The 22,271-nt window shown below is 72.0% G+C and carries 18 protein-coding genes; 6 read left to right on the top strand and 12 right to left on the bottom strand.

The window, feature by feature from the left end; all coding sequences use genetic code 11:
- Nucleotides 1-13: 13 nt before the first annotated feature.
- A complete protein-coding gene (locus OG782_RS02790) occupies nt 14-856 on the bottom strand; it encodes a DeoR/GlpR family DNA-binding transcription regulator (RefSeq protein ID WP_406447791.1) in 843 nt (280 codons plus the stop codon).
- A gap of 186 nt (nt 857-1,042) precedes the next feature.
- On the opposite strand from OG782_RS02790, the gene OG782_RS02785 reads away from it, so the two are divergent.
- On the top strand, nt 1,043-3,439 hold the full coding sequence (locus tag OG782_RS02785) for a hypothetical protein (protein WP_406447790.1): 2,397 nt from the start codon (nt 1,043-1,045) through the stop codon (nt 3,437-3,439).
- On the opposite strand, the gene OG782_RS02780 is transcribed toward OG782_RS02785, so the two are convergent.
- From OG782_RS02780 to OG782_RS02745, 8 genes are all read right to left on the bottom strand, one after another.
- On the bottom strand, nt 3,399-5,840 hold the full coding sequence (locus tag OG782_RS02780) for a right-handed parallel beta-helix repeat-containing protein (RefSeq protein WP_406447789.1): 2,442 nt from the start codon (nt 5,838-5,840) through the stop codon (nt 3,399-3,401). The two genes, OG782_RS02785 and OG782_RS02780, sit on opposite strands and share 41 nt — an antisense overlap.
- Nucleotides 5,841-6,132: 292 nt before the next feature.
- Entirely contained in the window at nt 6,133-6,738 is a 606-nt protein-coding gene (locus OG782_RS02775; RefSeq protein ID WP_406447788.1) for a hypothetical protein, read from the bottom strand.
- 285 nt (nt 6,739-7,023) lie between these two features.
- Complete coding sequence (locus tag OG782_RS02770; protein WP_406447787.1) at nt 7,024-7,359, bottom strand: MOSC N-terminal beta barrel domain-containing protein; 336 nt, start codon at nt 7,357-7,359, stop codon at nt 7,024-7,026.
- Between the two features lie 66 nt (nt 7,360-7,425).
- Complete coding sequence (locus OG782_RS02765; RefSeq protein ID WP_406447786.1) at nt 7,426-7,914, bottom strand: DUF6643 family protein; 489 nt, start codon at nt 7,912-7,914, stop codon at nt 7,426-7,428.
- A 493-nt stretch (nt 7,915-8,407) separates the two neighbouring features.
- Nucleotides 8,408-9,253, bottom strand: a complete 846-nt coding sequence (locus OG782_RS02760) for an ABC transporter permease (RefSeq protein ID WP_406447785.1) — start codon at nt 9,251-9,253, stop codon at nt 8,408-8,410.
- A complete protein-coding gene (locus tag OG782_RS02755) occupies nt 9,213-10,034 on the bottom strand; it encodes an ABC transporter ATP-binding protein (protein ID WP_406447784.1) in 822 nt (273 codons plus the stop codon). Before OG782_RS02755 ends, OG782_RS02760 begins: the two co-directional genes overlap by 41 nt.
- A gap of 7 nt (nt 10,035-10,041) precedes the next feature.
- Nucleotides 10,042-10,506 carry a MarR family winged helix-turn-helix transcriptional regulator gene (locus tag OG782_RS02750; protein ID WP_406447783.1) on the bottom strand — a complete coding sequence of 155 codons (465 nt, stop codon included), beginning with the start codon at nt 10,504-10,506 and terminating at the stop codon, nt 10,042-10,044.
- Between the two features lie 88 nt (nt 10,507-10,594).
- Nucleotides 10,595-12,823, bottom strand: a complete 2,229-nt coding sequence (locus tag OG782_RS02745) for an APC family permease (RefSeq protein ID WP_406447782.1) — start codon at nt 12,821-12,823, stop codon at nt 10,595-10,597.
- 227 nt (nt 12,824-13,050) lie between these two features.
- Here OG782_RS02745 and OG782_RS02740 point away from each other — a divergent pair, with 227 nt between their 5' ends.
- Nucleotides 13,051-14,403: a TerD family protein gene (locus OG782_RS02740; protein WP_406447781.1), complete on the top strand. Its 1,353-nt coding sequence runs from the start codon at nt 13,051-13,053 to the stop codon at nt 14,401-14,403.
- Nucleotides 14,404-14,419: 16 nt separating this feature from the next.
- On the opposite strand, the gene OG782_RS02735 is transcribed toward OG782_RS02740, so the two are convergent.
- Complete coding sequence (locus OG782_RS02735; RefSeq protein ID WP_406447780.1) at nt 14,420-15,592, bottom strand: glycosyltransferase; 1,173 nt, start codon at nt 15,590-15,592, stop codon at nt 14,420-14,422.
- Between the two features lie 58 nt (nt 15,593-15,650).
- Here OG782_RS02735 and OG782_RS02730 point away from each other — a divergent pair, with 58 nt between their 5' ends.
- Complete coding sequence (locus tag OG782_RS02730) at nt 15,651-16,436, top strand: glutamate racemase (RefSeq protein ID WP_406447779.1); 786 nt, start codon at nt 15,651-15,653, stop codon at nt 16,434-16,436.
- A gap of 68 nt (nt 16,437-16,504) precedes the next feature.
- A complete protein-coding gene (locus OG782_RS02725) occupies nt 16,505-17,068 on the top strand; it encodes a hypothetical protein (RefSeq protein ID WP_406447778.1) in 564 nt (187 codons plus the stop codon).
- A 35-nt stretch (nt 17,069-17,103) separates the two neighbouring features.
- Here OG782_RS02725 and OG782_RS02720 read toward each other — a convergent pair whose 3' ends face one another.
- Nucleotides 17,104-18,186, bottom strand: coding sequence for an O-antigen ligase family protein (locus OG782_RS02720; RefSeq protein ID WP_406447777.1), 1,083 nt, complete (start codon nt 18,184-18,186; stop codon nt 17,104-17,106).
- 195 nt (nt 18,187-18,381) lie between these two features.
- Between OG782_RS02720 and lnt the strand changes: the two genes are divergently transcribed.
- Both lnt and OG782_RS02710 read left to right on the top strand, forming a co-directional pair.
- On the top strand, nt 18,382-19,977 hold the full coding sequence (gene lnt, locus OG782_RS02715) for an apolipoprotein N-acyltransferase (protein WP_406447776.1): 1,596 nt from the start codon (nt 18,382-18,384) through the stop codon (nt 19,975-19,977).
- Between the two features lie 25 nt (nt 19,978-20,002).
- On the top strand, nt 20,003-20,485 hold the full coding sequence (locus OG782_RS02710) for an NUDIX hydrolase (protein WP_406447775.1): 483 nt from the start codon (nt 20,003-20,005) through the stop codon (nt 20,483-20,485).
- A 55-nt stretch (nt 20,486-20,540) separates the two neighbouring features.
- Here OG782_RS02710 and OG782_RS02705 read toward each other — a convergent pair whose 3' ends face one another.
- Entirely contained in the window at nt 20,541-21,926 is a 1,386-nt protein-coding gene (locus OG782_RS02705) for an MFS transporter (protein ID WP_406447774.1), read from the bottom strand.
- Nucleotides 21,927-22,271: the final 345 nt, after the last annotated feature.

The raw sequence follows: 22,271 nt of genomic DNA, 5'->3' as shown, positions 1-22,271 counted from the left end.
CGGAATCCGCCGTTCAGGCCTGCGCGGGCGCGCCGTCCCCGTTGCGTCCCGCCACCACCAGACCGGGCAGGTGCTCCTCGATCTCCGCACGGGCGGCGTCCGAAAGCCCCGCGTCCGTGACGAACGTGTTCACCTGTCCCAGCGCGGCGAACGAACTCAGCCCCACCGTGCCCCACTTGGTGTGGTCGGCGACCACCACCACACGCCGGGCCGACTGCACGAAGCGGCGGTTGGTCTCCGCCTCCGCCAAGTTCGGCGTGGACAGGCCGGCCTCCACCGAGATCCCGTGCACACCGATGAAGAGCACATCGAAGTGGAGCGAGGCGATCGCCCGGTCGGCGACCGGGCCGACCAGCGAGTCGGAAGGCGTGCGTACCCCACCGGTGAGCACCACGGTCGCGGCGCCGGGCCGGGCACCCGGTGTTCCGGGCCGCTGCGCGGCATGGAACACATCGGAGACCCGCACCGAGTTGGTCACCACCGTCAGGTCCGGTACGTCCAGCAGATGCTGGGCGAGCGCATAGGTCGTGGTACCGCCGGAGAGCGCGATAGCGCTGCCGGGCACGGCCATCGCCGCGGCCAGCCGGGCGATGTCCTCCTTGGCCGTGAGCTCCAGCGTCGACTTGGCCTCGAAACCGGGCTCGTGCGTACTCGCCTCGACCACGGGGACGGCGCCGCCGTGCACCTTCTCGATGACACCCTGCCGGGCCAGCGCGTCCAGGTCGCGCCGCACGGTCATGTCGGACACGTTCAGCTTCCGGGTCAGCTCGTTGACCCTGACCCCGCCGCGCCTGCGTACCTCATCGAGGATCAGCGCACGCCGCTGCTCCGCGAGCAGATTCTGGTTCTCGCTCAACGCCGGGTCCGGTCCTTCCCTCTGGCCGTGCAGGAGTCCGTTCGGACGGGCTCATCCTGCCACGCGGTGTCGCAGGCCGTCGCACGGGGGAGATTCCGTAAGAGCGCTGCGGACACCGGCGCCCGCCCGCCATCGTGGTGACCGGGCATCAGCCGCCTTCCCCCCTCCCGAGAGCGAGCCACGCCTGTGCCACCTCCCACCGAGACCCCGCAGAGTACCGGGCCCGCACTGGAACTGCTGGTCCACGGCGTGGGCGGAGCCACCCCCCAGGAGATGCTCGTCGACCCGCGTACGGTCCGCGTCACCGGTGACGCCACCGCCGCCATCTACCGGCGCGCGGGGGACACCGACGCGGAAGCGCACCCCGAACGGTACCGGGACCGGCCCATCGCCGAGGCGTACTGCTGGTCCAACCTCACCTCGGGCAACGGATCCCGCGCGCTGTGGCTCCTGCTGCTCCCGTTCATGGTGATCAACCTCGCCCACTGGATGCGCCCGGCCGCCAAGGGGCGGCCCCGCGCGGTCCGGCTGTACGGCGCGCTCGTCCGGCTCCTCGCGCTCAGCCTCACCGTCCTGCTCACCGCCGCGGCCTGCGAGGTCGCCCTCGACCTCACCGCCTGGCAGTGCGCGGGCGTACCGGACTGTTCCGGCCGGCGCTCCTGGCTGGGATTCCTGTCCTCGGCGCAGGGTGGCTGGTGGTCCCAGCCGGGCCGCCGGCTCGCGCTCGCCGCGCTGGTGCCCACCGCACTGGTCGCACTGCTCTGGTACCTGTCCAACCGGACCTGGAGCGCCTACGAGTCCCAGCGCCCGCTCACCGGCACCGGCCCGGACCCGGACGACAGCGCGTCACAGACCGCTCCCGGTACGGGCGCCGGCCCCGCGCCGGCCGTCCGCCCCGCGCTCGGACGGCCAGGATTCTGGTACGGGCGCCGGCTCGTCGCGCGACTGCGCGCCGCTCACACCGCCGCCGGATTCCTGACCGTCACCGCCTCCGTCACCGGCGCCGCGGCCCGCCACGACCGTTCCGCCGCCGGGCCGGTGCCCGAGGTGTTCGGCCGGCTGATCGAGGTGGCGCTCGTCCTCGGGACGCTCGTCGTGCTCTGGGTCGTCTGCCGCCGCGGCCGCAGCGAGCGGCGCCTCGACAACCGGCTCGACCGCGCCGTCACCACACACCTGCCCCGCGCCGCACTCGTCCTGCTCGTCCTGGCCGCCGTGCACGCCGCCTGGTCACGCCCCGGCTGGGTCTCCGCGGGCCCCCTCCCCGGTGACGTCACCTTCCGCGTCGTCACCCTCGCCCAGGGCGCACTCGTCGTCGCCCTCGGCGCGGTGTCGCTGGGCCTGTACCGGCGCAGCCCCGAGCCGCGCACCGTCGTCCACGGGCTCGGCGGACCGGCCGTCGCGATGCTCGCCTGCGCGCTCGGCGGCGTGATGAGCGGCGGGGTGGCGCAGCGTGTAGCCGACTGGCTCGACGGTCCCGGCAGCCCCGGCATGGGCAGCGGCGCCGTCATCGCAGGACCCCCGGTACTGCTCAGCTGGCAGGCCTCCGTCATCCCCGTGCTCCTGGTCCTGCTCCTGGTGCCGGGCATCGTGCTCGGCGTACGGACGTATCTCGCCGCCCGCCGTCTGGAGCCCGTGGTCGACCTGGAGTACGAGGAGGCACGGCCCGACGCCGCCCGGACGAAGCAGATCGCCCGGACCCGGGCCACGGCCGCGCTCACCGACTCCGCACCCGGCATGCTCGCCCTGGTCTCCGGCGCCACCCTGCTGCTCGGTGCCGCGGCGGTCGGCGGGGCCTGGGCGACCGGACAGGTCCCCGGACTCGCCATGGAGGGCAGCAGCCCGTTCCTGGAATCGGTGGCCGAGGCGGCGCAGTCGACCGGCTCCTGGCTGGTCGGCTTCGGCTTCCTGGTCTTCGTCACCTGCGGGCGGCGCGCCTACCGCGACGCCTCCGCCCGGCGCACCATCGGCATCCTCTGGGACGTCGGCACCTTCTGGCCGCGCGCCGCGCACCCCTTCGCACCACCCTGCTACGCGGAGCGCGCCGTGCCCGACCTGACCTCACGCATGTCCGGCTGGACCGCGCGCACCCGCGGCAGGCTCGTCATCTCCGGCCACTCCCAGGGCAGCGTCCTGGCCGCCTCGGCGGTCTGGCAACTGCCCGCCGAGACCCGCGCCCGGGTCGCCCTGCTCACCTACGGATCGCCGATCGAGCGGCTCTACGGTCGCTGGTTCCCGGCCTACTTCGGTCCCGCGCAACTCCACGGGCTGCACCGGTCGGTGCACTGCTGGCGCAATCTGTGGCGGGCCACCGACCCGATCGGCGGCGAGATCCGGCTCGGCGAGGAGTCGGGGCCCGAGGTGGACCGGGGCCCGCTGAAGGACCCGCTGGTCTACGGGAGGACTGCCGAACACCCCTTGCCCGAACCGGTGCTCGGCCACTCCGACTACCAGGCCGACCCGGTCTTCGCCGAGGAACGGGCCGTTCTCCTGGCACGCCTCGCCCCGGCCCTGCCGCACCAGGCGGACGCGTCCCGCGCCGGACTCAGGGGAGTTCCGGGAGGTCCTCCGGATACAGCAGGGTGAGGTCGTCCGTGCTCGTCTCCGCGAGCTGGGCGACCCGGCCCGCATGCCGCTCCACCATCGACTCGAAGGTCTGCCGGGCGGTGCGTCCATTGCCGAAGGCCGGCCCCTTGGGGAGCTCGGTGAAGTACTTCAGCAGCGCCTCACCGGTGCCGGAGGCCAGGCTGTACTCCTGCTCCTCGGTCTGCTGCTCGACGATCCGCAGCAGCTCGTCCGGCTCGTAGTCGCTGAAGGTGATGGTCCGCGAGAAGCGGGACGCCACCCCGGGGTTGACGGTGAGGAACCGCTCCATCTCGTGGGTGTACCCGGCGACGATGACGACCACCGCCTCCCGGTGGTCCTCCATCAGCTTCACCAGCGTGTCGATGGCCTCCCGGCCGAAGTCCCGGCCGGAGTCCTCGGGGGACAGGGCGTACGCCTCGTCGACGAACAGCACCCCGCCGCGCGCCCGGTCGAAGGCCTCCTGGGTACGGATCGCGGTCGACCCGATGTGCTCCCCGACCAGATCGACCCGGGACACCTCGACCAGATGCCCCCGCTCCAGCACTCCGAGCGAGGCCAGGATCTCGCCGTACAGCCGGGCCACCGTGGTCTTGCCGGTGCCGGGGGAACCGGTGAAGACGAGATGGCGGCGGACCGAAGCCGCCTTCAGCCCGGCCTGCTGACGCCGCCGCCCCACCTCGATCATGTCGGTGAGGGCGCGCACCTCGCGCTTGACGCTGTCGAGGCCGACCAGCGTGTCCAGTTCGCCGAGCACCGCATCGGACGTACGCACCGGCTCGGCCGGCGCCGGCGCCGCCACTGCCTCCACGGCACGGGGCGGGGGAACCGCGCCGAGCAGCCCCGGCGCCGACTGGGTCGCCGTCAGCACGGCGGGCGGCGGGGGAGTGGCGGTGCGCAGCCCGCTCTCGTCGCTGCTGCAGTCCTCCACGACCGGTCCGCTGCCGGTACCGTCGCCGTGGGAGCCGAGCCCCCCGCCCTCGGCGAACTCGTAACCGCCGCGGGCGCACCGCTCCGTACGGCAACGGGTCAGCGTCGTACGGCAGCCGTCCATGACATGGAAGCCGTAGCCCTCGCTGCCGGTGACCCGGCAGCTGTGGAAGGTCCCGCGGCCCTCGGCCGAGACGTAGAAACCGGCCTCGGCGGGAGAGGTGACCGTGCAGCGCTCGATCGTCGGATCGGCCCCCTTGGTGACGATCACGCCCGTCTGGACCGCGTCGATGGTGCAGTTGTTGAGCGTGCCGCCGCTCCCGTGGTCACGGAACCAGGCACCCGTGGACGCCTCCCGGATCCGGCAGTCGTCGAGCTGCGCCGTCGCCCCGTCGCTGACCGATATGGCGGTGTTGCGGACCTGGGAGAGATCGCTGTCCACGACATCGGCGCGCGAGCCCCGGTCGAGGACGAAGAGCGCGTCCGGCACGTCGTGGACCCGGCAGGAATCCAGTATCACGGTCGCCCCGTCGCTGACCCAGACGGCCGGATAGTCGCCCGTACTGTCATGGATCTCGCACTGGTTGGCGTCGACACGGGTGCCCGGGTCCCAGACGGACAGCCCGTTGCGGCCGAACCGGCGCACCGTCGAGCGGGTCAGGGTGAGGACCGAACGCGAACGCAGATCCACCGCGTTCTCCGGGATGTCGTGGATATCGCAGTCGGCCAGGGTGAGCACCGCGTCGGTGTCCAGGGTGACGCCGTCCGAGGAGGTGCGGTGCACCGTGCAGTCGGTGAGGTGGGCGGCGGCGCGGGCGGACACCTGTATACCGCTGCCCTTGATCTCGTAGATCTCGCAGCCGACGGCCTCCAGACCGCTGCCCTCGCCCGTGACGGCCAGACCCGCGCCCGAGGCGTGATGGACGCGGCAGCGCTCCAGCCGGGGGTGACCGCCGTCGCGCACCGAGACGCCCGACTGTCCGGCCGAGACGACCTCGCACTCCTCGAACACACCGCCGGCACCGTCGAGCACGGCGATGCCGACACCCGCCGGATTGTCGACGGTGCAGCGTCGCACGGTGGGCCGGGCCGCACCGCGCACCTCGATCCCGGCGGCCGAACGGGTGACGATCCGCAGATCCGTGATCTCCGGGGCGCCCTCCTCGATCAGCACGGCGGGGGCCGCCGAGTCCTGCCCCTCCACATGCAGATCCTGGACGACGGCGGAGGCCCGAAGGGTCAGCGGTACGCCGTCGACGGGGGCGATCCGTACCGAACCGACCGAGCCCTCGGGCCCCCGCAGCGTCACCGCGCGGCCGATGACCAGATTCTCCCGGTAGGTGCCCGGCGCGACGGTGAGCACATCACCGTCCGCCGCCGCTTCCAGCGCCGCGGTGAGAGAGGCGTATTCGCCAGTGCGGCGCCGCCACCGCGATGTGCCGGTGTGCGTCACCTGGACCGTGCCCTGTGCCATGGCGCTGTCGTGCCCCCGCCTCGTGCGTGTGTGATGCCCGTGTCGCCTGCCTCGCGGCAGCGGACACCCGGGGTCCGCCTGCCAAAGCGACGGGCGGGCCGGTCCACCGTAGCGCGCGCGGAGGGCGGGAGTTGACCCGATCCGCAGGTCCTGGGAGGGCGCCGAGGATCTTGGCCCTGCTCGCGGAGTCCCGCACGCACGTCTGCGGCGTCGCCGCGACGGCCCGGTGGGGCCGCTTCGCCGCCCGGCAGCCGCACGCCGCTCGCCGGTCCGGCCGGGATCCGCGGAGCGCTCAGCTGCCGGTGCCGGTCCTGCCCCAGTCCGGACCGGCCTTGGCCCATGCCCGGTCGAGCAGGTCGTACCGCCGCCGCACCATGCGCCATACGATCAGACGCCGCACGCACTCGATCAGCAGGACGGCCAGCAGCGCCGCGCCGAACCCGGCCAGGGCGGCATGGGTGTGCGCCGTCGGCGCGTCCATCGGACGCACCGCCGGATCGCCTTCCCGGTCGGTCCAGACGCGCACCCGGGCCCCGGGCGCCGTATCGCGCGAGGCGGTCGTCACGACGGCGCTGCGCCCCGTACCGTCCGGGGCGTGCCAGCGGGCCAGCACCGAGGTCAGCGCCATGCGGTCCGTGGCTACCTCGGGGTCGGCCACAAAGCGCCGTGAGGTCACCCGGCGCACCACGACGGCGGTGGTGAGATGACGGCCCGACTGCTGGGCGCGCACCGACTCCTGCAGCGCGTGGTCCGTGCGCGACCCGCAGAACCAGCCGATCGCCGGAGCCGCCAGGACGAGCAGCATGAACGCGACCAGAGCCACCCATGCCTCGCGCCGGTCCGTGGCACGGCGCAGCGGATTGTGCCGCCAACGCCAGACTCCCGTAAGTGCTCGCAAGGTCCTGCACCCCCTTCCGTATCCGTCTTAACCCGATACGGTGCGGTCCGCGCGCCGAGGAGGCGGACAGAGCGCGACCTCACGCTGTCCAACGCACCGCCCGTCCTCACGAGTTCCCGGCCGGGCGGGTGCGCCTGCCCGCGCGCAACGTCACGTCGCCGGCCGGGATCCGGGTCCCGCCGTCCTGCGGCCACGCAGCGGTGCCGTTCACGGCCACGGCGGGCCGGAAGAGGTCCATCGGCAGCGGACCCTCGGCCGGGTGATCGCCCCGGGCGACGAGCCTGTTCAGCGCGTCGAGCCGGGCGCGCAGCCTCCACCACCTCTACCCGGGCCGAAGGGGTGGACCGCGACGGCCGTCTCCTGCGGCTCCGGGACCTCCACGTCCAGCTCCGCGCTCCCCGGCTCCGACAGGTTGATGCCGCCGTCCGGCAGGGGATCGGCGTGGATCAGTGCCAGGCGGGGCTGCTGACGTTGTGTGATGACCGTGCCCCCGGCGTCGGTCAGCATCCGGCGACGGTCGCCGCCGAGTCCCCATGGCTCGACTGCGGCCTCACCGACCGTGCACGCGGCGAGCGACCTGACCGGGTGGATGTGGACGGCAGCCAGTACGGGATCGAGCATGCCTCCACCCTGCCGGACACCGCCTCGCAGCCCGCCGCCGCGCGCGGGCCGGCGCCGCGAAAGGTCCTAGTACCCCCGGCCCTGGTACGGGCGGTTGTACGGGTCCTCGTACGGGGACTGAACGGGAGCGGGCCGCGGCGACGCCGGCCGCATGGACTCGTACCCGGTACCCGGCGCGGGCCGCTGGTGCTGCTGCTGCTGCTGTTGCTGCGGCGGCGACTGGTACCCGCCGCGGCCGGCGATCGGCTGCTGCGGGATGTACGGCGCCGGAGCGTGCTGCAGATGCGCCGGCTGCATCGGCGCGTAGCCCTGCTGTGCCGTCGGCTGCGGGTAGCCGTAGGACTGATGGGGCTGGGAGGGTGCCGCGGGAAGAGCCGGCAGGGCCGCCGGGAGCGCCGGCAGATAGCTGTTGCCGGTGTCATAGGCGGCAGGCACTCGGATCGGTGCGATCTGAGGGGTGCCCCGCTCCGCGACCAGGGAGTCGTAGATCGGAGTGTCGGGGAACGACGGTGCGGCGTAGTAGCCGCCGCCGTAGGTGGAGCGGGGGGAGGTCATGGCACCTAAGTTAAGCCCACGATGTGCTGATTGGGGAGTCCCAATCTTGGGGTCATCCGATTTACGCTAATTCTGAGGGCCCGGCCTGCTAAAGCGGCGATAAAGGTGCCCCTTGCAGAGGCATTCCCCGGAGTGATCGGTGCAGCATCGGCCCGGGCCCGTCGCCACGCGCCGGGATTCGGCTGTGGGGCCGGGCAATGTCGTCGCGTTCACCGGGCGAAGGTGAACGCGAGGCGGACGGGATGGTCCTCATGGGGATTGCGTACGGCCATTGGCGCGAGGCGCCCGCAGTGGATCGTGAGATGCCCGGGGCGGTGTGTTGTGGCGTTTCTCGGCCTTGCCCCTATCCGGCGGGTCGGGGATGCCTGCTTGTCGGGCCGCTACGAAATCGGGTGGGGTTCCGGCAGCCCGCAGAACCGCGGGAACACACCGTCCCTGCCGTACCGCGCCGATTGCGGAATCCGCAGGCGCCGCGCCGACTTCACCGGCTCGGTCAGCGGGCCAGCCGGCCCATCAGCGCCGAGGCGGAGACGATGCCCACCAGCGCCGCGAAGCAGAGCACTCCGAGATCAAGTGGAAGGTGGGCCGGGGTGCCGATCAGCAGGCCGCGCAGGGCATCCACCTCGTAGCTCAGCGGATTGGCCCGGCTCACCACCTGGAGCCAGCTCGGCATCAGGGCCACCGGATAGAGCGCGTTGGAAGCGAAGAACAGCGGCATGGTGATCGCCTGGCCGATACCCATCAGCCGGTCCCGGGTGAGGACGATCCCGGCGATCGTCATCGACAGGCAGGCGAAGAAGGCCGATCCCAGGACCACCACCAGCGCCACCCCCGCCAGACGCAGCGGATTCCAGGTGAGTCCGACCCCCAGTACGGCGGCGATGAGGATCACCACCACGGCCTGGATCAGCGCCTTCACACCGGCGGCGAACGCCTTGCCGGTGACGAGCGCGGACCGGGGGGTCGGGGTGACCAACAGCTTGTTCAGCACCCCCGCGTCGCGCTCCCAGATGATCTGGATGCCGTAGAAGATGGCGATGAACATCGCGGACTGGGCGATGATCCCCGGGGCGAGAAAGTCGAGGTAAGGAACGTTTCCCGTGGGGATCGCGCCGATCCGGGTGAAGGTCTCGCCGAAGATCAGCAGCCAGAGGGCCGGCTGGATCGCCCTGGTGTACAGCTCGGTCCGGTCATGGCGGATCTTCTGGAGCTCCACCGCGCACATCGCGGCCACCCGCGAGGGCAGCACGGACCAGCCGGTGCGTATCCGGGAGGGCTCGATGGGCAGCGGTCCGGGTTCAGCCGAGGCGGGACGCTGTGCGACGTGTGCTGCGCACATCACTGAAGTCGCCTCCCTCGTCGTCGGGGCCGTTGCCCGCGTAGTGGCGGAAGACGTCCTCCAGTGTGGGCGCACGGCCGGCCGGAGCGACGCGCTCCAGACCGGACTTCAGGCCGGCCGGGGTGCCGAGGGCTCTGATGCGGCCCCGGTGCATCAGAGCGAGACGGTCGCAGTAACGGCCCGCCTCGTCCATGTAGTGGGTGGTGACCAGTACGGTCATCCCGGTGGCCGCACGTGCCTGGTTCAGCCGCTCCCACACAGTGGTACGGGCGATCGGATCGAGTCCGATGGTCGGTTCGTCCAGAATCAGCAGGCGGGGCGAACTCACCAGTGCCTGGGCGAGTTCGAGACGCCGGACCATGCCGCCGGAGTACGTACCCGCCATCCGGTCGGCCGCGTCCCCGAGACCGACTGCGTCGAGGGCCCGGGCCACCCGAGGGGGACGTTCGCGGCGCGGTACGTCGTAGACGCGGGCGAAGAGGGTGACGTTCTCCCGCCCGGTGAGAGCGGAGTCGGCGGACAGCTGCTGAGGGACGTAGCCGAGCAGGCGGCGCACGCCCATCCGCTCCCTGGCCACGTCGTGGCCGAAGACCCGGATCATCCCGGGCGGCACGGGCAGCAGTGTGGTGATCGCCCTGATCGTGGTGGTCTTGCCCGCACCGTTGGGGCCGAGCAGTCCGAAGACCTCACCCGCGGTGACCGAGAAGTCCACCTCGTCCACGGCGCGGGTGGCGCCGAAGCGGTAGACCAGTCCGGTGCATTCGATGGCGCTTCCGGTCATGGCCGGATCATCTCCGTGTTCGGGTACGCGATTCCTCATGGAGCAGGGCGGCGAGTCTGCGCAGCGCGGGCACGGCGGCGGCCAGCGCCGTCCGGTCGCGTGCGGACAGCCGCCGCCACTGCTCCCGGTAGACGGCGGCCCGTCGGTCGTCCCAGTCCCGCAGCCGTTCGGTGGCCCGGGGCGTGACGCTCAGCGATGCGGCACGGGCGTCCTGCGGGTCCCGTTCCCTCACCATCAGCCCCAGCCCGGCGAGTTGCCGGACCAGGGTCGACACCGAGTTGTCGGCGAGGCGCAGTTCCCCGGCCGCCTCCGAGACGCGGATGCCGGGGTTCGCCCGGACCAGCCGGAGGAGTTCGGCCTGGGCCGTCGGCATCGGCGGGCCGGTCAGACCGCCGCGCAGGCTGCGCCGTACGAGCCGGTTGACGGCGGCCAGCAGGGCACCCAGTTCCGCAGGGATTCCTATATCCGGCATATATGAATAATACCTCTCATGCAGAGGTAATCGCTGCGGGCAAGGGGGTCGCCGGCCCGCCCGGTTGCCGCCGCCGTCCGGCCCCGGACTACAGGTGGAAGGGCACGGTGGTGATGACGATCTTGGGCAGGGGGCGCAGGGCGCGGCGCAGGCGGGTGGCGGTGCGGCTGTGCAGGAGTTGGTGGCGTCGGTGCCGGGTGACGATCTCGGGGAGGATGACGGTGAGGGTGAGATCGGGGTGCTGGCGGTGGAGTGCTTCGATGTAGTGGACGAGCGGGGCGACGACGGCCCGGTAGGGGGAGATGACGATCTCCAGGGGCAGATGGTCGCCCCACAGGGTCCAGTAGCCGCGGAAGCGCCGGGCCTCGTCCTCGGTGAGGCCGATGTGGAGGGCCAGGACGGGCTGCTGGAGCGAGGCCGCGTAGGCGAGGGCCCGCATACCGGCGAGGTCGAGTGTGGCGATGGCGACGACCGAGAGATGGCGGATCTCCTCCGGGAATTCCTCGTCCTCCCCGTTTCCGTCCGCAGGCGCGGCGCTCCTCTCGGAAGCGACGGGCGGCGGCTGACCCGGCAGCGGTCCCTCCTCGCTGCGCGCGGGCAGTTCGATGATGTGCGGATGCAGTCGCAGGGCCACGTGGGCGGCCTCGTAATGACGGCGGATCCGTGTGGTCACCAGCAGGAAGAGGGTGACCGCGACGATGGCCACCCACGCCCCCGAGGTGAACTTGCTGATACCCGCGGTGATGAAGACCAGCGCCGACAGCAGACCGCCCGTCGCGTTGAAGAAGAGGCTCTTGCGCCAGTGGTGATCACGCAGCCGCCACCAGTGGACGACCATCCCCGCCTGCGAGAGCGTGAAGGCGAGGAAGACCCCGACGGCGTACAGCGGAATCAGCGACCCGGTCAGCCCGTCGAACGCCACGAACACCAGGGCCGCGGCGAGCGAGAGCAGGACGATTCCGTTGCTGTAGGCGAGGCGGTCGCCCATCCGCATGAACACCCGCGGCGCGTAGCCGTCGCGCGCCAGCAGGGAGAGCACCCGGGGGAAGTCGTTGTACGCGGTGTTCGCGGCCAGCAGGAGCACCGCGGCGGTGGCCGCCTGGACGAAGACGTACATCCACCCCGAGCCGAAGCTCAGATGGGCGAGCTGGGAGAGCATGGTCTCCTGCTCCGTGGGCACCACCCCGGCGAGACGGACGAGCACCACGATCCCGGCGAACATCACGACAAGGAGCGTCACCATCCACGTCAGGGTCGTACGGGCGTTGCGCCATTCGACGGGCTTGAACGCCGGAACCGCGTTCGAGATCGCCTCGATACCGGTCATCGCCGTGGCGCCCGAGGAGAAGGCCCGCATGATCAGCAGCAGGCCGACGGTCTGGGTGACGGCCGGTGGCGGGGCCGGGGCCGGCTCGAATCCCCGGCCGGCCGAGTCGGCCAGACCGACGGCGATCAGCGCGAACATCGCGACGATGAAGGCGTAGGTCGGGGCCGCGAACAGCGCTCCGGCCTGCCGGACCCCCCGCAGATTCCCGGCCAGGAGCAGGACGATCACCCCGACACCCATGGGTACCGTCGCGGAGGTCAGTGAGGGGAGCGCCGAAGTGATGGCCGCGATCCCGGAGGCGATCGACACCGCCACCGTGAGGATGTAGTCGGTCATCAGCCCGGCGGCGGCCATCAGTCCGGGCACCGGGCCCAGATTGTCGCTCGCGACGATGTACGACCCGCCGCCGTGCGGATACGCCCGGATCGTCTGACGGTACGACAGCCCCACCGCGCACATCAGGAACGCGATCGCCGCGGCGACCGGAATCGAGTACGTGAGCCCCGCCGTCCCGGCCAGCACGAGGACCGCGAGCATCGCCTCGGGGCCGTAGGCGACCGACGACAACGCGTCGGCCGACAGCACCGGCAGCGCCAGTGCCTTGCGCATCCGTTCGGTCACGACCGCGGAACTCTTCAGGGCCGCACCCAGCAGCACCCGCCGGGCCCGTACCGTCGCGCGGCCCAGCCGCTGCGCAGGCAGCTCCTCCGTGTCGACCTGTTCCCCCGCTGTGCGTGGCCCCAGTTCGGAGATGCGCACCAGGCGGCCGAATCCGCCGGGTCTGAGCTCCGCCACGGGCGGGAACCTCCCCAGGTCGGGATCGACCGGCAGGGCGCGCCGCCACACCTCCGGAGCCGCCGACACCCGCCCCCATGCCCGCCCCAGCCGTCGCAGCACCCGCAGTTGCTCCTCGCCGAGCCCGGGCGACCCCGCGGCCGGGCCCGGCGGACCTGCCGGGTCCGCGGCTCCACGACTCCTTGCATCCGTCACAGTGCGCAGTGTGACGGAGTGTGGAGGTGGAAGGGGTGCGACATGACGTTCGGCAGCCCTTCACCCGACTCGCGCACCCATGCCGGAAGCGATGTGCTTCGCCCCGTGAACGGCGAGTTCACGGGCGGTTGCCGGCGGATCGGAGGGGCCGTCACGGCACCTCTGTGGGTCCTGGGGTGGGGCTGGCATTAGGTTGACCCGGAAAGGTCTCGGCAGCCGGACTCGCAATGGGGGCGAGCATGACCATGCTAAAGGGAACCAATGTTCCAGTGGCGGCTCAGGCCGTGCGCGTCGAATTGGGGTGGCGCACCGCTCCGGGGACACCGGACGTGGACGCCTCCGCGCTCCTTCTCCTCGGCTCGGGAAAGGTGCGCAGCGACGCGGACTTCGTCTTCTACAACCAGCCCGCCCACGCGTCCGGGGCGGTACGCCATGAGGGCAAGCGGACCGCCGCCGGTGCGGCCACCGACACCCTTGCCGTCGATCTGGCGCGGGTGGAGCCCGCCATCGACCGCGTGGTGCTGGCCGCCTCCGCGGACGGCGGCACGTTCGGGCGGGTGACCGGGCTGTACGTACGGATCACGGACGCGGCGAACGGAGCCGAACTGGCACGCTTCGACAGCACCGATGCCACGGTCGAGACCGCCTACATCCTCGGAGAGCTCTACCGGCGCCAGGGCGCCTGGAAGTTCCGGGCGGTCGGCCAGGGATACGGCACCGGGCTCGAAGGGCTCGCCACGGACTTCGGGATCTCCGTGGACGAACCTCAGAAGCCGCAACGGGCTCCGCAGCCCCAAGCGCCCGTGCAACCTCAACAGCCCCGTCCGGCAACGAGGGTTGCCGCCACACCGCCACCGCCGCAATATCCTCAGCCGACGCTCGCCGCCCCGATGGCACCGCCGGTCCCTCCCGCGCCCCCGGCGCCGCCCGCCACCCAGCCCGTACGCCTCACCAAGGTGACACTCACGAAGGACGCGCCGTCCGTCTCGCTCGCGAAGCAGGGCGGAACTTCGGGATCCATGCGCGTCAATCTCAACTGGGAAGTGCGCAAGCAGTTCAAGGGGTGGGGCAGCAAACTCGGCAGGGCCATCGCACAGCACGCGGATCTCGATCTTGATCTCTGTGCCCTCTACGAACTGACCGACGGCCGCAAGGGAGTGGTGCAGGCGCTCGGAAACGCCTTCGGCGCCCTCCACCAGCCGCCCTATATCCAGCTCGACGGCGACGACCGGACGGGCGCCGTCGCCTCCGGTGAGAACCTGACGATCAACCTCGACCAGAAGGCCAGGATCCGCCGGGTCCTGATCTTCGTCACCATCTATGAAGGCGCCCGGAGTTTCGCCGATCTGCATGCCACGGTCACCCTCCAGCCGCAGCACGGCGCAGCGATCGACTTCTCGCTCGACGAATGCACCGTCGCCTCGACGGTCTGCGCCCTCGCCCTCATCACCAGCAACGGCAACGACCTCACCGTGCAGCGCGAGGCCCGCTACCTGGTGCCGCAGCGCGGAGTGAGTCCGCAGCGCACGATCGACCAGGCCTACGGCTGGGGCATGAACTGGACGCCGGGCCGCAAGTGAGCCGAGTGGCCGGGAGTCACTGATCCGGTGCGGCCTCGGGACGGGCGTACGTACGCCCCTTCCAGGCCGCACCGCGGCCCCGGTAGTGCTGCACCGCGGAATCGGCGGTCATCAGCAGATACAGCAGTGCGGTGAACGGCAGCAGCGGGGCCAGCCACAGCGACTGCCGGTAGTACCCCTGCATCGGCATGTAGGTGCCGGCCATCACGGCCCAGGCCGCGCCCCCGGCCCAGGCGGCGGCCGGGTCGCCGCCGAGCAGCCCCGCGACGAGCGTCACCGGCGGCGCGAGGTAGATCAGCGCGAGCCCCAGCACCGTGCCGAACAGCAGCAGCGGACTGTGCCGCAGCTGGGCGTACGCGCTCCGCGAGACCATCCGCCACAGATCGCCCAGGTGCGGATAGGGCCGCACACTGTCCACCCGCTCCGCGAGCCCCAGCCAGATCCGGCCGCCGCTGCGCTGCACCGCCCGGGCCAGGGACACATCGTCGATCACCGCCTGCCGGATCGAATCCGGCACCCGCGCCCGTACCGCGGCCTCGGTCCGCAGCAGCACGCAGCCGCCTGCCGCGGCCGCCGTCCGCGCCCCCGCCCGGTTCACCCACCGGAACGGATAGAGCTGCGAGAAGAAGTAGACGAAGGCCGGCACGACCAGCCGCTCCCAGACGCTCGCCACCCGCAGCCGCGCCATCTGCGAGACCAGATCGAAGCCGCCCGACCCGGCGGCGGCCACCAGTTCCCGCAGGCTGTCGGGCTCGTGCGCGATGTCGGCGTCCGTGAGCAGCAGGTACTCGGGATCCCGGGCCCGCGCCAGCGCGATCCCGTGCCGCACGGCCCAGAGCTTGCCGGTCCAGCCGGGCTCGGGCTCACCTGGCGAGACCACGGTCACCGGCAGCCCCCCGTACCGTACGGACAGCTCACGGGCGAGATCTCCGGTGCCGTCCTCGCTGCAGTCGTCGACCAGGAAGATCTCGGCGGCTCCCGGGTAGTCCTGCGCCAGCAGCGACGGCAGGCTCACCGGGAGCATGTCGGCCTCGTCACGCGCGGGCACGACGATCGCGACCGACGGCCACCGCGCCGGGACCGTCCGTCGGGGCAGCCGCTGGTCGGTCCGCCAGAAGAACCCCTGTCCCAGCAGCAGCCACACCCATACGACCAGCGAACCCACGGCGATCCAGGCAACGGCGCTCATTGGCCGAAGTCTGCCCCACTGAGCCGGGACCGCAAGGGTGGTCGACTATGGTGACCGGGTGAAGATCGCGCTCATGGACTCCGGAATCGGCCTGCTCGCCGCCGCCGCCGCAGTACGCCGGCTGAGGCCGGACACCGATCTGGTGCTCTCCTCGGACCCCGGCTCCATGCCCTGGGGGCCGCGCACACCCGAGGACGTCACGGCCCGCGCCCTCACGGTCGCCCGGGCCGCCGCCGCCCACCGGCCCGACGCGCTGATCGTCGCCTGCAACACGGCGTCCGTGCACGCACTGGCGGCGCTCCGGGCCGAGCTCGAGCCCACGCTGCCCGTCATCGGAACCGTCCCCGCCATCAAGCCGGCCGCCGCGGCCGGCGGCCCGGTCGCGATCTGGGCCACCCCCGCCACCACCGGCAGCCCGTACCAGCGCGGACTCATCCGTGACTTCGCCGGGTCCACGGCCGTCACCGAGGTCCCCTGCCCCGGACTGGCCGACGCCGTGCAGTACGCGGACGAGGCCGGGATCGAGAAGGCCCTGGCCGCGGCCGCCGCCCTCACCCCGCCCGACGTACGGACCGTCGTGCTGGGCTGCACCCACTACGAGCTGGTCGCCGAGCGCATCCGCGACGCCGTGCAGCAGCCCGGCCGGCCCCCCGTCGTCCTGCACGGTTCCGCGGGGGCCGTCGCCGCCCAGGCCCTGCGCCGGATCGGGGCCGAACCCGCTCCGTCGGCCGAACCCTCCGCCGGCCTCGTCGTCCTCCTCGGCGGACAGGTGTCCGAGCTGCCGGAAGTCGCGCTGGCCTACCCGGAAGGGCGCCGGCTCGCCGCCGTCAGCTCCGCCCGCTGACCGTACGGCGACCCCGCGGGAGCCGTTCTGCCCGTCCCCCCGCGCGGATTCTTCAGTACGCTGCTGGCATGAGGGACCATCCCCGAAATCCGGCGCGCACCGGTGCCGACACCCACACCGCGGTATGGACCGGACGGGCCACCAACCGGACCCAGTGGGTGCTCGCGGCCGCCGGCGCCGCCTGCCTGGCGCTCGGCGTCCAGCTCGCCGTCAGCTCCACCTGGACCTCCGGCATCGCCCCGCTGCTGATGTCGGTGATCGGCTGTGTCGCGGCCGGACTGCTGATGCTGTTCGGAACCCTCGCCTTCGTGAACGTGGCGGTCCGCGTCGACGGTGACGCCCTCGAGGTGCGCTGCGGCCACATGGGGCTGCCGCGCCGCCGGATCCTGCTCACCCATGTGGTGGGCGCGGACTTCGTACCCCGGGTGACCCCGCGCCAGTGGGGCGGCTGGGGCTACCGCTGGCGCCCCGAGCAGGGCACGGCCGTGGTCGTGCGCCGCGGCGAGGGCCTGGTGCTCAGGCTCGGTGACGGCAGGACCTTCACCGTCACGGTGGACGACGCCGAGGCGGGCGTCCGGTTCATCCGCGACCGTCTGCACCTGCCGGCCACCGGGGCACCGGCAGGGGCCTGACCCACGCCGCACGGCCGGCGCGGTCCGCCCGGGGATCAGACCCCGCGCGCACCCTCCACGTCGCGCGCAGCCCGCTTTGCACCTCCGCCGCCCGCCCCGGCACCGGCCTCGATCGGCCGTCGTGCCGAGGCCATCCCGGCGAGCAGCCCCGCCCCCGCCGTCACCGGCGTGAAGCTCAGCGCATTGCCCACACTCGCCAGCGCCGCCAGTGCCGTGAGCGCGGCTCCGGCCGTCAGCACGACCGCGGTGGTGCGCGGCGAGCGCCACAGCGAGTACAGCAGCCAGCCGAACGCGGCCGCCAGCAGCACCACCCCCACCACTCCCTGTTCCGCCGCCTGCTGCAGCGCGGCCGAGTGCGGCTTGCCGTCCGAACCGAGGCTCTGCTGCGCGGTGGGACTGAGCTCGGCGAACCGGTCGGGGCCGACACCCAGCACCGGGTGCTGCCCGGCCAGCCGCGCCGCGTCCTGCCAGAGCTGGACGCGGTTACTGGTGAGCTGGCCCTCGAAGGAGGCCGTGAGCCCTTCGGGCAGCGCGTCCTCGGCCACCGCCCACGAGAGGCCGGCCATCACAGCGGTGGCCAGCGCGAGACCGGCGAGACCGAGCAGCCGCCGGTGCGTCCTGGCCGCGGCCAGTGAGCACAGCAGTACCCCGAGAGCCGCCGCGAACCCGGCCACCGAGCCGACACCGAGCGAGGCGCAGGCCGCGCCCAGGGCGAGCAGGCGCAGAGTGAACCGCAGCGATTCCCGCCGGGCCGCGGCCGCCGCGCAGCAGGCGGCTCCCGCCGCGAGGACCAGCAGAGCCGCGGCCGCCCCGGTGTGTCCGGGCGTGGTCTCCGCCGTGGCCGTCGCCCCCGGCATGCCGTGGCGCCATACGAGCGCCATGACGAGGGCGGCCAGTGCCGCGGTGGTCGCCGCGGCCACCGGAAGCAGCGTTCCGCAGATACGCCCGCAGGCGAAACCCGCCGCGACGGCGAGCAGCGCGAGCAGCACCCCTTCGGGCCGGGTCTCCCGGCCCGCCGCGCTGATCAGCGACCAGATCGCGCAGGCGGCGAGAATCAGGGCCCCGGCCACGTCCGACGCATTGCCACCCTCGTGTCCGCGTTCTGTGGATGCAGTCATCAGGTCCGTCCCCCGGCCTGTGACCGTCCCGTCCGCCAGGGCCGGATCCGGCCCGGTCGGCGGGGGACTGGCGCACAGGCTAACGGCCGCGGCCGCCATCTGTGCAGAAGATGCGGAGAAACGATCCGGCGGTAAGGATTCCGTCACCGGGACGGGGCTCCCCGGCACCCGGGCCGTCACCGTAGACTCCGCCGGGTGAGCACCACCATCGCCCAGGTCGGCGACCCGCAGAAGCCCGCTTCCGCCCCCAGAGCCGGCCGCATGCTGCCGCGCCTCGCACGTCCCGCCGCAGCCGTGCTCTCCGGGGTGATGCTGTACGCGAGCTTCCCGCCCAGGCCCCTGTGGTGGCTGGTACTGCCCGGATTCGCCCTGCTCGGCTGGGTGCTGTTCGAGCGCAGGTTCCGTGCCGCGTTCGGACTCGGCCTGCTCGCGGGGCTGGGCTTCATGCTGCCGCTGCTGCACTGGACCGGTGAAGAGGTCGGACCGGTGCCGTGGCTGGCCCTGGCCGCCGCCGAGGCGCTGTTCGTCGCGGTGGGCTGCATCGGCATCTCCGCCGTGACCCGGCTCGCCTGCTGGCCGCTGTGGGCGGCCGCGGTCTGGACCCTGGACGAGGCGGTCCGGGCCAGGATGCCGTTCGGCGGCTTCCCCTGGGGCAAGATCGCCTTCGGCCAGGCGGACAGTGTGTTCCTGCCGCTCGCGGCGCTGGGCGGCACCCCGCTCCTCTCCTTCGCCGTGGTGCTGTGCGGCTTCGGACTCTTCGAGGCGGTCCGCCGCTTCCGTATCCACCGCACCACGGGCGAACTGCCCCGCGGCGCCGTCGTCGCGGTGGCCGCGACCGTCCTGCTGCCGGTGGCCGCCGCCTTCGGGTCGCTGCCGCTGGTGGACGACTCGGCCGAGGACGGCACCGCCACCGTCGCCGCGATCCAGGGCAACGTGCCGCGCCTGGGCCTCGACTTCAACGCCCAGCGCCGCGCCGTCCTGGACAACCACGCGAACCGTACGCAGCAGCTCGCCCGTGACGTGAAGGCGGGCAAGGTCCCGCAGCCCGACTTCGTCCTGTGGCCGGAGAACTCCTCCGACCTGGACCCCTACCGCAACGCCGACGCGCGGATCGTGATCGACGACGCGGTCAAGGCCATCGGCGTGCCGACCGTGGTCGGCGCGGTCGTCGAACCCGACACCGGAAAGCTGCGCAACACCCTCATCCAGTGGGACCCGGACAAGGGGCCGGTGGCCACGTACGACAAGCGCCACATCCAGCCGTTCGGCGAGTACATGCCGATGCGTTCCTTCGTGCGCGTCTTCAGCTCGGACGTGGACCGGGTGCAGCGGGACTTCGGACCGGGCAGGAAGGTCGGCGTCTTCGACCTGGCCGGCACCTACGTCGGGCTCGTCACCTGCTACGAGGCCGCGTTCGACGACGCCGTGCGCGACACGGTCGAGCACGGCGCCCAGCTGATCGCCGTCCCCAGCAACAACGCCACCTTCGGCCGCAGCGAGATGACCTACCAGCAGCTCGCCATGTCCCGGGTGCGCGCGGTGGAGCACAGCCGGTCCGTCGTCGTTCCGGTCACCAGCGGTGTCAGCGCGGTCATCCGCCCCGACGGCACCATCGTCCAGAAGACGAAGATGTTCACCCCGGACGCCCTGGTGGACGAGGTGCCCCTGCGCTCCTCGCTGACCCCCGCGACCCGGATGGGACCGCTGCCCGAGGGACTGCTGGCGCTGCTCGCGGTGTTCGGCCTCGGCTGGGTGGCGACGCGGGCGGTACGGGCACGACGCGTCCGTTGAGCCGCACGCAACGTAGGGTCGGAGCATGGCTACTCCTGACTTCATCCGCGAGATCCGCGCCACCGCGGGTCACCAGTTGCTCCTGCTGCCCGGCGTCAGCGCCATCGTGTTCGACGACGAGGGCAGAGTGCTGCTCGGGCGGCGCGCCGACACCGGCAAGTGGTCGGTCATCGGAGGCATTTGCGAGCCGGGGGAGCAGCCCGCCGCGACGGCGGAGCGCGAGGTGTACGAGGAGACGGCCGTGACCTGCGTGGCTGAGCGGGTCGTGCTCACCCAGGTTCTGCCGCCCATGCAGTACGAGAACGGCGACCGCTGCCAGTTCCTGGACGTCACCTTCCGCTGCCGCGCCACCGGAGGCACGGCCCGGGTCAACGACGACGAGTCGCTGGAGGTGGCCTGGTTCCCGGTCGACGCGCTGCCGGAGCTCGCCGAGTTCGCGCTCCTGCGGATCAAGCTGGCGCTCACCGACGGGCCCACCTGGTTCGAGGCCACCGCCCCGCAGAAGTGAACGCGCGGGCCGGGCGGGCCGTGCACGGCCCGCCCGGCCCCGGAAACGCGCCGGTTCAGACGCTGCGCACCGTGTCGGCGGGCAGGGCCGCGGGCGCGTCCTGCCCGCCGCCCGGCTCCACGTCCGCCAGGTCCCGGTGCCGGGTCTCCTTGGCGCAGACGACGGCGAGCACGGTGATGAGCACGGCGGCGATCACGTACAACGAGATCGGGGTCGAGGTGCCGAAGTCCGCGAGCAGCGCGGTGGCGATGAGCGGCGCCGGGGCGCCGGCCGCGACGGACGAGAACTGGGCACCGATCGACGCACCCGAGTATCGCATCCGGGTCGCGAACAGTTCCGAGAAGAAGGCCGCCTGCGGCGCGTACATCGCTCCGTGGAAGATCAGCCCGACCGTGACGGCGAGCAGCAGACTCCCGAAACTCCGGTTGTCGATCAGCGCGAAGAACGGGAACATCCAGAGCCCCACCCCGACCGCACCGGCCAGATACACGGGCCTGCGCCCCACCCGGTCGGACAGCGCGCCCCACATCGGGATGACGGCGAAGTGGACCGCCGACGCGATGAGTACGGCGTTGAGGGCCGTCTGCTTGCTGAGATCGGCCGCGGTCGTCGCGTAGACGAGGATGAAGGCCGTGATGACGTAGTAGCTGATGTTCTCCGCCATCCTGGCGCCCATGGCGATCAGCACATCGCGCCAGTGATGCCGCAGCACGGCCACGACGGGCATCTTCTCCGCCGCCCCCGAGGCGGCCCTGCGCTCCTCGGCCTGCGCCAGCGCGGCCTTGAACAAGGGCGATTCGTCGACGGACAGCCGGATCCACAGACCGATGATCACCAGTACGCCGGAGAGCAGGAAGGGGATGCGCCAGCCCCAGGCCTCGAAGGTCGAGTCCGACATCAGCGCGGTGAGCGCGGAGAGCACACCGGTGGCGAGCAACTGCCCGGCCGGCGCACCGGTCTGCGGCCATGAGGCCCAGAACCCGCGTCGCTTCGCATCCCCGTGTTCCGACACCAGCAGCACGGCCCCGCCCCACTCACCCCCGAGGGCGAAGCCCTGCACCAGGCGGAGCACGGTGAGCAGGACCGGAGCGGCGACCCCCACGGTGGCATGGGTCGGCAGCAGTCCGATGGCGAACGTGGCACCGCCCATCATCAGCAGGCTGAGCACCAGCAGCTTCTTGCGTCCGAGCCGGTCGCCGTAGTGCCCGAAGACCAGAGCGCCGATCGGCCGCGCGGCGAAGCCGACGGCGTACGTGAGGAAGGACAGCAGCGTTCCGACGAGCGGCTCGGACTCCGGGAAGAACAGCTTGTTGAAGACCAGAGCGGCCGCTGATCCATAGAGGAAGAAATCATACCATTCAATGGTCGTACCGATAAGGCTGGCGGCGACGATGCGCCGGAGGCTGGAGGGGGGTGGGGGAGCGGATGCTGGGGCGGCCATGGGTACCACTTCCGGACGGTGGGCGGGGACGGGGGTCGTGTCGCCACACCGTAGGAAGGGGCAGGTCAGGGGCGTATGTGGTGGGAGACCATAGTTCTCGGTGCGGGTGTGCGCGGGGCCACTATGACAGGCACGTCGAGACTGCTTCGAGGACCGTATTGAAGGCCGGCAGGCGCTCGTCAGGATTGCGCTATTAGGCATGGTTTATTGCTCTGGTGCTGACTCCCGTGCTGGTTTGGTGCTGACCTGAAACCGCATGTCAGCACCCCTGATCACCTGGCCCGTGCTGACTTGGCGCTGACTACGCAGCGTTGAAATTCGGCGTTCGGGGCGGATCGGGCGGGT

This window comes from Streptomyces sp. NBC_00876, assembly GCF_045207435.1.
Taxonomy (GTDB): Bacteria; Actinomycetota; Actinomycetes; order Streptomycetales; family Streptomycetaceae; genus Streptomyces.
This window is presented reverse-complemented; position numbering and strand designations above follow the sequence as displayed.

What these genes read in the sequence shown, in the direction of transcription:
- OG782_RS02765 (WP_406447786.1), bottom strand. Translation starts at nt 7,914, where the DNA reads ATGACCTCCCCCCGCTCCACCTACGGCGGCGGCTACTACGCCGCACCG.
- OG782_RS02750 (WP_406447783.1), bottom strand. Translation starts at nt 10,506, where the DNA reads ATGCCGGATATAGGAATCCCTGCGGAACTGGGTGCCCTGCTGGCCGCC.
- OG782_RS02720 (WP_406447777.1), bottom strand. Translation starts at nt 18,186, where the DNA reads ATGACTGCATCCACAGAACGCGGACACGAGGGTGGCAATGCGTCGGAC.
- OG782_RS02755 (WP_406447784.1), bottom strand. Translation starts at nt 10,034, where the DNA reads ATGACCGGAAGCGCCATCGAATGCACCGGACTGGTCTACCGCTTCGGC.
- OG782_RS02770 (WP_406447787.1), bottom strand. Translation starts at nt 7,359, where the DNA reads ATGCTCGATCCCGTACTGGCTGCCGTCCACATCCACCCGGTCAGGTCG.
- OG782_RS02780 (WP_406447789.1), bottom strand. Translation starts at nt 5,840, where the DNA reads ATGGCACAGGGCACGGTCCAGGTGACGCACACCGGCACATCGCGGTGG.
- OG782_RS02760 (WP_406447785.1), bottom strand. Translation starts at nt 9,253, where the DNA reads ATGTGCGCAGCACACGTCGCACAGCGTCCCGCCTCGGCTGAACCCGGA.
- OG782_RS02725 (WP_406447778.1), top strand. Translation starts at nt 16,505, where the DNA reads ATGAGGGACCATCCCCGAAATCCGGCGCGCACCGGTGCCGACACCCAC.
- OG782_RS02740 (WP_406447781.1), top strand. Translation starts at nt 13,051, where the DNA reads ATGGGGGCGAGCATGACCATGCTAAAGGGAACCAATGTTCCAGTGGCG.
- OG782_RS02710 (WP_406447775.1), top strand. Translation starts at nt 20,003, where the DNA reads ATGGCTACTCCTGACTTCATCCGCGAGATCCGCGCCACCGCGGGTCAC.
- OG782_RS02705 (WP_406447774.1), bottom strand. Translation starts at nt 21,926, where the DNA reads ATGGCCGCCCCAGCATCCGCTCCCCCACCCCCCTCCAGCCTCCGGCGC.
- OG782_RS02735 (WP_406447780.1), bottom strand. Translation starts at nt 15,592, where the DNA reads ATGAGCGCCGTTGCCTGGATCGCCGTGGGTTCGCTGGTCGTATGGGTG.